Source organism: Zymomonas sp. (genome assembly GCF_020216885.1).
Lineage (GTDB): Bacteria > Pseudomonadota > Alphaproteobacteria > Sphingomonadales > Sphingomonadaceae > Zymomonas.
The window spans coordinates 1-12,032 of record NZ_JAIWON010000024.1; the positions used below are offsets into that span (position 1 = coordinate 1).

Below are 12,032 nucleotides of genomic sequence, written 5' to 3' on the forward strand. Positions count from 1 at the left end.
TAACGATGGGTGAAAAGGCATTTTTTCATCTTTACCGCCTCGACCCGTCGATCAAAGGGCATGAGATTATTGTTGCTTCCAGCAACAATAAAGCGGTCGAAAATATCAGCCAAGAATTACCGGCGATAGATGCCATTGGCCGCTCTACAGAAGAATTAAACTATTTCCGTAGTATCAGCGATCAGCTCCTCAATCCACAAAGCTATTTTGAAAAAAATAACAGCACAGATGATAAAAAACCGGAAAGCAACAAAAGCTGGGGCTTAATCGCGGCGGCTTTGGGTAATGCCAAAAATCGCCACCAATTTTTGCAAAGTTTTTGGTGGGATCAGGAATATGGTTTCAGAAATTATCTGAAAGCAGCTCGGGGCGATAAAGTCGTTCTGCCCACCCGAAACCCAACAACAAAACAGGTCATTGGTGAGCATCAACCGGCTATTGTCGAAGCTGAAAATCCTCCCTCTCCCCAAGAGGCCAAGACCCGTTGGCAAAAATCCCGAATTCACTTCAAAAACCTCAAAAATGAAATTGAGACGGAATTAAAAGACCTCCATACGGTGCGACATATCGTTCAGGAGATAACAAAATTACGCAAGCCGCTCACCGAAAGTGAAACCGCTTTTTCACATCTGCAACGCCTCACAGCCCAAGCCAAAGACCATCACAGTTATTGCTTTAAACAACATGCCAAAGCCAAAGCTATCCACGAAGGCGCGCTGGAAAACATAGCTCGCCATCAGAGCGAACGACCTTGGATATTTGCGCGCTGGTTTAAAACCCAAGGCTGGAAAGCATGGCTCCAAGCCAATACACGATTGGAACTTCTCGCCTCTCGTGCAGAAATCGACAAAAAGCTCGCCGATCAATCTTATAGTGAAGCAGCCCAGTCATTAGAAAAGCTACAATTGGAATATGAAGCACACAAAAAACAGCTTGAGCATTTGCAACGGAAGCTTGCCGACTACAATAATCGGATAGCCCCCTATCGTGCTTCTCTAGGCCATAGGATTATTGACGACACGTTTTTTCAAAAAAGTCATGAAGAGATCAATCTTACCTCCCCATGGCTCCCCGACAGCCTCCATCGGAAAAGAGAAGAGCTTTTTATTGCGGCTCTGAACCTTCACCATGCTTTTATCGATGCTTCAGCACAGAAATTCTTACATAATCTTAGCATCTTCATCAAAATTTTCTCTTCAGGCGCGCCATCAAACGAGGATGAAAAACAATATCTTGGCGACCTATGGTCAAGCCTGTTCATGGTCGTTCCCGTTATTTCAACTACCTTTGCCTCAACAGGCCGTATGCTGGGTAATCTCCCGCCTAATAGCATTGGATGGCTTTTGATCGACGAGGCAGGGCAAGCCGTGCCACAAGCTGCCGTTGGAGCAATCATGCGGGCAAGGCGCTCAGTCATCGTCGGCGACCCTTTACAAATCCCCCCTGTCGTTTCTTTACCGGAGCAACTAACCTCCAAAATTTGCCAATTTTTTAAAGTTGATAAATCAATATGGTCAGCGCCAGAGGCTTCAGCGCAAAGTTTGGCCGATCAAGCCTCCCATTTTCAGGCTATCTTCAATTCTGATCAGGATGGTCGCCGCGTTGGCATCCCTTTATTGGTGCATCGACGCTGCCAGAATCCGATGTTCGAGATTTCAAACCGGATTGCTTATGACAATCAGATGGTTCATGCTGCTGGCAAGCCCTCTATGAGTGCTATTGGCAAGGTAATTGGCCGATCCCGTTGGCTGGATGTAAAAGGTGAAGCAGATACCAAATGGTGCGAAGCCGAAGGCCAAATTGTTATCACTTTTTTAGAAAAACTAGCAGCAGCAAGCATAACCTCCCCCGATTTATTTATCATTACCCCCTTTCGCATTGTCTCAAGCGAATTAAAGCTGCGCCTTAGTCAAAAAGCGAGCCTTCTTGAAAGACTTCATATAAAAAATAGCGAATGGATTAGAAGCCACATTGGCACAGTTCATACATTTCAGGGAAAAGAGGCGGATTCTGTTATTTTGCTACTAGGCGCTCCTGCGAATAATCAAAATGGTGCACGCTGCTGGGCAGCCGAAACGCCAAATATTTTTAATGTTGCGGTATCGCGAGCTAAACAGAATATTTACGTCATTGGCTCTTATGACGCATGGGCGCAAGTTGGTTACACACAAGATATTGCAGATAGCCTGCCATGTAACCGTAGTGATAACAGCCCTGCGGCATAAACTGTTGAGATTCTTCACGCCTTTAGTTCAAAGCATGCAAGAACATCGCCAAGTTAATTAGTTGGTTTCCACAAACCTGATTTCGCCTCATCTTAGATGATACTAAAAAGATCTGGCCGTTTAGATATTGTATTTAAGACATAAAAAAACAGCCATTACTAAAAAGTAAGGCTGCTTGCTTTACTCCAATAAGGAGAAGATGGTGGACGCGGCAAGGATTGAACTTGCGACCCCTGCGATGTCAACACAGTGCTCTACCACTGAGCTACGCGTCCCCCGTGGAAGCGGCTTCTATGGGCAAATGGTTTCTTATGCAAGCCTTTTTTTTATATTTTTTTGAAAAAAGATATGAATTTCACGTCCTTTAAGAAAATACCTCCTATAATTATGGGCTTTTTGATCTTCTTAAAAAAACAAAAACCTTGTTTCCATTAACCCCTATCACAAAAAAAATTTGAAATTTTTTTCCTCTCCATTTTTATAGAGAATCATTCCTGTTGGTTTCTCTGGAAAAAGACGCCTTAGACCAAAGCGCTCTTTTCATTAAAACAATTCTCTTAAGTGAATTATTTTTGGTGTTACAGGGCACATAAAAGCACAACTCTTAAGTCAAGTATAAATAGTAAACACCACTATTTTAATATTTAAAGAAAATTACTTGAAATTAAATCAACCAAAATAAATATGTAGAGCAAGGGGGATAGAGAAAAAGGAAATATTGATGCGTCTTTTCGCTACATCTATATCATTGGCTATTTTAACCACCACCCCCATTTGGGCGGCCACTACAACAACATCACCCTTGCATTCTATCCATACAAAATGGGAAGAGCATAAGGCAGACCGCGCGTTGGATCATCTTTCTCAGTCTGGACAATATGCAATGGTCGATATTCTGCAGGCAAAACATATTCTAGATTCTGGAGAAAGTGCATCGGCCTTACCTATACTACTTCGCGCGTCAAAACGCCTTGCAGCTGCTGGCAGCGATCGTCAAAAATTTATCGCAGCAGAAAATGATTTGCACCCTGTCCCGCAACATCCGACTTCATCTTCCCACACCCCTGTAATTGAAAAAACTGCATGGATTCCTGTCGGTGGTGAATTTATCGTTGGAGAGGAGCTGGCTCCAGAAAAGAAAACCGCTATTGCGACCGCTAATAGTCAGCTCAAATCAGGCCAACGGCAAGAAGTCGTAGAAACCATGAAGGTTGTCGGTGAAGATACTGATTTTATTGTAGCCTTGGCTCCATTGGCTCGGACGCAAAAGGCTATCAACCAAGCAATTGCTCTAGCCAAAAGCAACAAAGCTCAAGAGGCATCACAGACTATTGATCATGTAATAGATAGCCTTGTTTTTGTATCGGATGACGATGTTGAAACCGTTATTCCAACAAGCAAGCATGCCTCCATTTCCCATAAGAAATAATTTTCATGTGATTATGTCTCTATTAGGTAGTCGGACAAACTACCCGATAGAGACATAATGCCCTAAAGATGAAGACCTTGGCGCTGTCAGCCTTTATTAAATTTCCATCGCTTGAGTAGACGACAGGATAAATCATTCTGATTAACGGCGGTCAAAAGGTATTGAGGAGGATCGAACTTTTTTCTCCCCATAATTCACTCGGCGATTGCAATCCAATAGGATAGAGATTGCCATAACCGCTATTTTGGAAATGTATAATGCTTCTCTTTCGCCCATTTGCGTAATCGTCCACAAGCATTGGCATAGGGAGACGAGGTGTTAAAGGAGATCATTCGTCCCATTGTCCATTTTCCATACCATGCTGCACGATAAAGCTTTTCATTGTCATAGGATTCTATTTTTTCAACAATCTGCGATTTCAGAGATGATAAATAATCAATCAGTGCAGTATATTCCCAATCATCATAGTCTTGATAAAATTTTTGTGCCAATTTGCCTAATTGGTTCCATTTATATCCCGTCTCAGGAAAATGAATTTCTTTACCAGTGGCATCTTGCGTCAACCATTTTATAACTAAAGCATTCCATCCTGATAAATATGCGACAAGGTCGTGAATACTCATCATTGACCCTTTGGCATGTCCAGACAAATTTTTATCCTTGGCATATTCGGGAGGAATGAAGCGCAAATAGCCCATCAATTTCTCAAAATTTTTATCAATCGCCTGCAACAAAGCGGTTTTGTCTTGCGGTACAGCCATCATCCTCCCCCAAATAAAGAATTAGGCGATTTAACCTAATAGCTACTCCAAAGAAAGGCATTCTCTTCTCAAAACGGCTCTAGCGATAAAATAAAATAGAAGGTTATGGAAAGAGATTGCAGCTCGCACGTTAATAAGAATGAAATCATGTCCAAGAATAATTCTTGCTCATAGATAAAAGAAGCATCTCTGTAAAAGAGCATGCTTTTTGCCTAATAATAAGGCGGATTGGATATCAAATATCTGCCTTTAAAGAACTAGGAGTATATCCATGTCTGTTGATGCTAAATACCATGCAACTGCCATAGCAACCGGTGGCCGTGATGGCCGTTCGCGTACGACGGACGGTTCCTTGGATATCAAAATGACGGTGCCAAAAGAGCTGGGCGGTTCAGGCGGCGAAGGTAACAACCCAGAACAGCTCTTTGCTGCGGGGTATTCGGCTTGCTTCCTTGGTGCAATGAAGGCCGTTGCGCCAAAACTCGCTCTGACCGTTCCAAAAGATGCAACGGTTGAAGCCACGATCGGCATAGGCCCTCGCTCAGAAGGTGGTTTCGGTATTACCGCCGAGCTTGCGATCAAGCTGCCGGGTCTTTCGAAAGAAGATGCAAAAAAACTGGTCGACACAGCTCATCAGGTCTGCCCCTATTCCAATGCGACCAGAAATAACGTCGATGTTGGCCTAAAAATCCTCTGACAGGATTGTTTTTTCTTCATTTTTTATAGATTTATGTGGCTTTCGGTGCCTATTCTTCACTATGTGGGGTGGCGTCGAAAGCCTTCTTACGTTACAAGAAGGCAAGCGTTTCCCAGACGCCTATTTATGTCCACTTAATCGGAAGATATGATCCCTTGGCCAGCGTATTGCCGTCCACAGACACCAACGATATTTCACCTGTTTCTATCATTGATGAAATGAAGTCGAGTTATCTCGACTATGCCATGTCTGTCATTGTATCCCGTGCCTTGCCTGATGTGCGTGATGGGCTAAAACCTGTCCATAGACGTATTTTATTTGCGTCACAGGAAGGCGGTTTTGTTCCGGGGCATCCCTATCGCAAATCGGCAAAAATCGTCGGTGAAGTGATGGGTAATTTCCATCCCCATGGTGACTCTGCCATTTACATGGCCTTGGCTCGTCTTACACAAGACTGGTCAATGCGGGTGCCTCTGATAGACGGTCAAGGTAATTTCGGTTCCATGGACCCAGATGGCCCAGCTGCCATGCGTTATACTGAAGCTCGCCTATCTCCGGCAGCAATGATGCTTCTCGCTGATATTGATCGAGATACGGTTGACTTTTCGCCCAACTATGACGGTTCCAGACAAGAACCTCAGGTTTTACCAGCCCGTTTTCCCAATCTTCTAGTAAACGGTGCAGGTGGTATCGCTGTTGGTATGGCCACCAATATTCCGCCTCATAATCTTGGTGAAGTTCTGGCAGCTTGCCGTGCCTATATTGCTGACCCGGCTATTTCTATCGAAGACCTTATTCGCCTTGTTCCCGGCCCTGACTTCCCGACGGGGGGTGTCATGCTCGGTCAGGGAGGAGCAAGGTCAGCTTACCAAAATGGCCGAGGTTCGATTATCATTCGTTCCCGCTATAATATCGAAGAGAAACATGGTGACCGTCGTTCGATCGTTTTAACCGAAATTCCTTATCAAATCGGTAAAAGCGCCCTTGTCGAAAAAATTGCCGAGGCAGCTAAAGACAAGCGGGTCGAAGGTATCAGCGATATTCGGGATGAATCTAATCGCGAAGGGGTTCGGGTTGTCATTGACCTGAAACGCGATGCAACGCCTGATGTTGTTCTGAACCAGTTATGGCGACATACACCTGCACAAAGCAGTTTCCCAGCGAACATGCTGGCGTTGAATGGTGGGCGGCCAGAAACAATGTCGTTAAAAGACATTATCGCTGCCTTTGTTCAGTTCCGCGAAGAAGTTATCACCCGTCGTTCCAAATATGATCTTTTCAAAGCACGGGAACGGGCGCATCTATTATTAGGCATGGTGATCGCGGTCACTAATCTTGATGAAGTCGTCCGCATTATCAGGAATGCCCCCTCACCCGCCGAAGCACATAGCGAGCTTTCTGCGCGCCAATGGCCGGTTAATGATGTCTTGCCTTATATTAAACTGGTCGAAGCAGTTGAAGATTTCGAGGAAGTCGGTCTCTATACCTTATCCAAAGCGCAGGTAGACGCCATTTTGGCCTTACGGCTTAGCCGCCTGACTGCGATGGGACGGGATCAAATAGGCGAAGAGCTGAAAAAGCTGGCTATTTCTATCAGCGAACTTTTGGAAGTCTTGCGCAATCGCGAACGTCTCTACGAAATCATGGTCGAAGAATTTGATGCGGTTGAAGCTCAATTCGCGACACCGCGCCGAACTCAGATTGTCGCGGCCAGCGATGCTATTGAAGACGAAGACCTGATCGAACGTGAAGAAATGGTCGTAACGGTTACCCATGGCGGTTATATTAAACGAACGCCTTTGGATACTTTCCGCACACAAAATCGCGGAGGTAAAGGCCGTTCGGGTATGGCCACCAAGGACGAAGATGCTGTTACCAATCTCTTTGTCACTTGCACGCATACCCCTGTGCTTTTCTTCTCCAATCATGGGAAGGTTTATCGTCTAAAGGTCTGGCGCTTGCCAGAGGGTGCGCCACAGGCACGTGGTCGCCCAATGGTTAATTTATTGCCTTTAGCCGAAGGTGAAGTGGTCTCGACCGTTTTACCTCTTCCAGAAGATGAAGCGGAATGGGGTAATCTCCATGTTCTCTTTGCGACAGCTAAGGGAAGTGTGCGTCGGAACTCAATGGATGCTTTTACCAATGTTCCAAGTAATGGGAAATTCGCCATTCGCTTTGAAGAAGGCGACGATGATCGTTTGATCGGTGTCGCGCTTCTTTCAGAAAATGACGATGTGCTTCTGGCTACCCGTAATGGTAAAGCCATTCGTTTCGCGGCAACCGATGTTCGTGTTTTCCAAAGCCGCACTTCAACTGGTGTGCGAGGTATCACCTTAAAAGACGTTGATGAGGTTATTTCACTTTCAACGCTGCGGGGTTTTGAAACAACAGTTGAAGACCGCGATAAATATCTTCGTTCTGCCGCATGGAAAACCGATCCGGCTCCGACGGAATTGCCACCAGAAAGAATAAAAGCTTTTGAAGAAGCTGAAGACTTTATCTTAACGGTTACAGCTAATGGATATGGGAAACGGACGTCTTCCCACGAATATCGGCGTAGTAATCGGGGTGGTCAGGGTATTACTAATATCGAAACATCAGAACGGAATGGTTCTGTTGTTGCCAGCTTCCCTGCCCATGATGGCGACCAATTGATGCTGGTGACTGATCAGGCAAAACTGATACGAACAACGGTTAATGATATCCGAATTGCAGGCCGCAATACGCAGGGTGTCACTATCTTTAATGTGGCCGAAGGTGAACAAGTGGTGTCAGCCGCTCGTATCACTGACGATGGTGACGATGAAGAAGAAGGCACAGTAGAGAATCAAAGCGGAGAAGCCTAGGCGGCCAAGCCGCTGCGTCTTCTTATAATTATAAGTGAATTTTGATAATGCAGCCTGTCAATATTATCGGTGGAGGCCTTGCCGGCTCAGAAGCCGCATGGCAACTCGCTAGCCGACAAATTCCGGTCAGACTTTTTGAAATGCGTGGACGTGAAAAAACGCCTGCGCATAGCACAGATAGATTAGCTGAATTGGTCTGTTCCAATAGCTTCCGATCAGATGATCCCAACAGCAATGCCGTCGGCGTGTTGCATGCTGAAATGCGGAAAATGGGCTCTCTGATTATGATGATAGCTGATCAGCACCGTGTTCCTGCAGGATCAGCGCTGGCTGTTGATCGTGAAGGTTTTGCAGAGGCCGTAACCAACAAATTACAAAACCATCCTTTAATCGAGATTCACCGCGAGCGGATTGATCATATCCCTGATGAAATGACGATTATTGCCTCGGGGCCTTTGACATCTGACAGCTTAGCCAATGCCATCACGGAATTAACCGGTCGGGACGCACTTTCCTTTTTCGATGCTATTGCACCGATTGTCTATCGAGACAGCATTGATATGGATATTGCTTGGTTCCAATCCCGCTGGGACAAAGGCGATGGTCATGATTATATCAATTGCCCTTTAAACAAAGAGGAATATCTCGCTTTCCACGCGGCCTTATTGGCAGGGGAAAAGGGTGATTTTCATGAATGGGAAAAAGATACCCCTTATTTCGAAGGGTGCATGCCTATCGAGGTAATGGCTGACCGCGGTATTGATACCCTCCGTTTTGGGCCCATGAAACCTGTAGGGCTAGATGATCCTCGGACAGGGCGATGGCCTTATGGTGCGGTGCAATTAAGGCAGGATAATGCCCTTGGTACCCTTTGGAATATGGTCGGCTTTCAAACCAAGTTAAAATATGCCGAGCAAATTCGTATTTTCAGAATGATACCGGGGCTAGAAAAAGCTGAATTTGCGCGATTAGGGGGAATGCATCGGAACAGTTTTATTCGTTCCCCAGTCCTACTGGATGAATATTTGCGCCTGAAGAAACAGGCTAATATCCGTTTTGCTGGCCAGATTACCGGTTGTGAAGGCTATATTGAATCGGCTTCAATTGGATTGTTAGCAGGTATTTTTACGGCCGCAGATAAACTCGATAGGAAGATTTCTTCTCCTCCAGTCGAATCAGCTTTGGGTGCATTATTGGGACATATCACTAAAAACGCTGACCCTGACCACTACCAACCTATGAATATCAATTTTGGTTTATTTCCACCTATTTCGGAAAAACACCCCAAGAAACAGCGAAAAGCCATGATGGCGGAAAGAGCCAGAAAAGCCCTTGATCAATGGATCTCCGAAGATGCTTTCCTGAAAAGCTCTATTTGAGAGCAGTAAATTTTATTATATTGTTCATCTTTGTTAAAAATTATGTATCGATAAAAGATAAATATCATTTATCTTTTATCGATATTTTTTGAATTTGTTTTTGCGTCCAGAAGAGACAGCATTCTTTCTCAAGAAGGTAATAATATTTTTGTTTTTTGAAAAATTTTTCTAAAATATAGAATACTGTATTAAAAATACAAAAATATTATTATGTGAGCAAGGCTTTTAAATACCCATATTTTTTAGAATTTCTTTATAAAAAACACATTGAATATAGATTCAGAGATTAATATCAGCGATTTTTATTAAAAATTCTTTTTTTGTTTTATAAAATTATATTGCAAAACTAATAAAAACACCCTTTCGAAATTAACGATCACCCGCAAGAAATAATTATCTGACAGCGCTTACCAATCAATTATTGCCGAACGCAGAGTCCCGTATTAGGACGGTCGACAATCTAAACCGTTTTTCAGAAAATATTGCTTTGATAAGCCTCAAAACTTAAAAGCTGCGGTGTTTTATATACCAAAATTTTCTGGAAAAGCCGACGAATCAGATAATAGTTCTGGATAAGTGAGAACCAAGACGGATCTTTTCTGAATTGTTGGTTAGTTAAGAAAGAAACAAGGATTATGACGAACAAAATCTCGTCTTCAGATAATCTTTCCAATGCTGTTTCAGCAACGGATGACAACGCTTCCCGTACGCCGAATCTGACCCGTCGCGCTCTCGTTGGTGGTGGTGTTGGACTGGCCGCAGCTGGCGCTTTAGCCAGTGGTCTTCAGGCAGCCACGCTTCCTGCTGGTGCCAGTCAGGTTCCTACCACGCCTGCTGGTCGCCCGATGCCTTACGCCATCCGCCCGATGCCGGAAGATCGTCGTTTCGGTTATGCTATCGTCGGTCTGGGTAAATATGCCCTTAACCAGATTTTACCGGGTTTCGCCGGATGCCAGCATTCCCGCATCGAAGCTTTGGTCAGCGGTAACGCTGAAAAAGCTAAAATCGTTGCTGCTGAATATGGCGTCGACCCCCGTAAAATTTATGATTACAGCAATTTCGACAAGATCGCTAAAGATCCGAAAATCGACGCTGTTTACATCATTTTGCCGAACTCTTTGCATGCTGAATTTGCTATCCGTGCTTTCAAAGCTGGCAAGCATGTTATGTGTGAAAAGCCGATGGCAACCTCTGTTGCTGATTGTCAGCGGATGATCGATGCGGCCAAAGCTGCTAATAAAAAGTTGATGATCGGTTACCGTTGTCACTATGATCCAATGAACCGTGCAGCGGTGAAATTGATCCGTGAAAACCAGTTGGGTAAACTGGGCATGGTCACCACCGACAACTCAGATGTTATGGATCAGAACGATCCTGCACAGCAGTGGCGTCTGCGTCGTGAACTCGCCGGTGGCGGTTCTTTGATGGATATCGGTATTTATGGCTTGAACGGTACCCGTTACTTGCTGGGTGAAGAACCGATCGAAGTCCGTGCTTATACTTACAGCGATCCGAATGATGAACGTTTCGTTGAAGTCGAAGATCGTATTATTTGGCAGATGCGCTTCAGAAGCGGTGCTCTGTCTCACGGTGCATCTTCTTACTCAACCACGACGACTTCACGTTTCTCGGTACAGGGCGACAAAGCTGTTCTGTTGATGGATCCGGCTACTGGCTATTATCAGAATCTGATTTCTGTCCAGACCCCAGGTCATGCCAACCAGTCTATGATGCCACAGTTCGTCATGCCAGCGAACAACCAGTTCTCTGCACAGTTGGATCATCTGGCTGAAGCCGTCATCAATAACAAACCAGTTCGTAGCCCGGGTGAAGAAGGTATGCAGGATGTGCGCCTGATTCAAGCCATTTACGAAGCTGCTCGTACCGGTCGCCCCGTCAACACGGATTGGGGTTATGTCCGCCAGGGTGGTTATTGATTCTGACTTAACCTATTCAGGTTAAACAGACTTATTTTTCCTGTTTTTGGAAAAATGTTTAAAAAGGCGTAATTGGTTCTTCCAATGACGCCTTTTTTTATAAACAAAAAAATCTTTTTGTCGGTTTTATAAAAATACTTCATATTTTAATAAACATTATTAAAAATATAATAAATTTTTGTAATATTTATCCGATCAAAGGATCACTTTATGCTAGAAGTCATTATATCGGCGTTACTACCGATTATAATTACTTTAATGATAGGTTTCTTCGCTGGCTGGCGTGGTGAATTTAACGCAACTCAAGCCTCGACCTTGAATAAAATGGTCTTACGCTATGCTTTACCTATGACTTTATTTTCTGGGATTTTATCACTTCCTAAAACACAGATTTTATCGTCGGGTTCTGCCGCAATTATTTTACTTTTGGCAATGGCTGGTGGCTATCTAGTTACACTTGGGATGGGATATTTTGTTTGCCGGCGTCCCGTGAATGAATCTGCTCTTTTGGCTCTTTCTGTCAGCGCGCCTGCGGTTCCTTTTGTTGGCATAACGGTTCTAGGTCATTTATTTGGCACAGCCAGCACATTATTGGTTTCAATATGTAGCCTGATGATGAACCTCGTACAGGTTCCCATTACCATTTTTCTTTTGTCGGCTTATTCCCCCCAAAAGAATACTGACAAAATAGCCACGGATAGTTCTTTTTTTTCTCATATCAGGCATGCTTTTACCGAACCTATTGTTATTGCCCCCAT

General features: G+C 44.3%; 8 protein-coding genes and 1 tRNA gene. 7 read left to right on the plus strand and 2 right to left on the minus strand.

Translation table 11 applies throughout. The features are described from left to right. Positions 1-2,225 (plus strand): AAA domain-containing protein (locus LDL18_RS01235; protein ID WP_296506310.1); only part of this gene is annotated, 2,225 nt, incomplete at its 5' end. A gap of 200 nt (positions 2,226-2,425) precedes the next feature. Here LDL18_RS01235 and LDL18_RS01240 read toward each other — a convergent pair. After that, positions 2,426-2,500: transfer RNA gene (locus LDL18_RS01240), tRNA-Val, on the minus strand. Between the two features lie 446 nt (positions 2,501-2,946). Between LDL18_RS01240 and LDL18_RS01245 the strand changes: the two genes are divergently transcribed. Then, positions 2,947-3,654, plus strand: a complete 708-nt coding sequence (locus LDL18_RS01245; protein ID WP_296506312.1) for a YfdX family protein — start codon at positions 2,947-2,949, stop codon at positions 3,652-3,654. A gap of 239 nt (positions 3,655-3,893) precedes the next feature. Here LDL18_RS01245 and LDL18_RS01250 read toward each other — a convergent pair whose 3' ends face one another. After that, positions 3,894-4,415, minus strand: coding sequence for a ClbS/DfsB family four-helix bundle protein (locus tag LDL18_RS01250; protein WP_296506313.1), 522 nt, complete (start codon positions 4,413-4,415; stop codon positions 3,894-3,896). Between the two features lie 271 nt (positions 4,416-4,686). Here LDL18_RS01250 and LDL18_RS01255 point away from each other — a divergent pair, with 271 nt between their 5' ends. From LDL18_RS01255 to LDL18_RS01275, 5 genes are all read left to right on the plus strand, one after another. Continuing rightward, a complete protein-coding gene (locus LDL18_RS01255) occupies positions 4,687-5,112 on the plus strand; it encodes an organic hydroperoxide resistance protein (protein WP_296506315.1) in 426 nt (141 codons plus the stop codon). A gap of 68 nt (positions 5,113-5,180) precedes the next feature. Further along, complete coding sequence (gyrA, locus tag LDL18_RS01260) at positions 5,181-7,958, plus strand: DNA gyrase subunit A (protein ID WP_296506324.1); 2,778 nt, start codon at positions 5,181-5,183, stop codon at positions 7,956-7,958. 47 nt (positions 7,959-8,005) lie between these two features. Then, complete coding sequence (gene trmFO / locus LDL18_RS01265; protein WP_296506317.1) at positions 8,006-9,337, plus strand: methylenetetrahydrofolate--tRNA-(uracil(54)-C(5))-methyltransferase (FADH(2)-oxidizing) TrmFO; 1,332 nt, start codon at positions 8,006-8,008, stop codon at positions 9,335-9,337. 635 nt (positions 9,338-9,972) lie between these two features. Continuing rightward, the gene (locus tag LDL18_RS01270; protein WP_296506319.1) at positions 9,973-11,274 is read left to right on the plus strand and encodes a Gfo/Idh/MocA family oxidoreductase; all 1,302 of its coding nucleotides are present in this window, start codon (positions 9,973-9,975) and stop codon (positions 11,272-11,274) included. Between the two features lie 210 nt (positions 11,275-11,484). Then, on the plus strand, positions 11,485-12,032 hold a 548-nt coding region (locus LDL18_RS01275), incomplete at its 3' end, for an AEC family transporter (protein WP_296506322.1).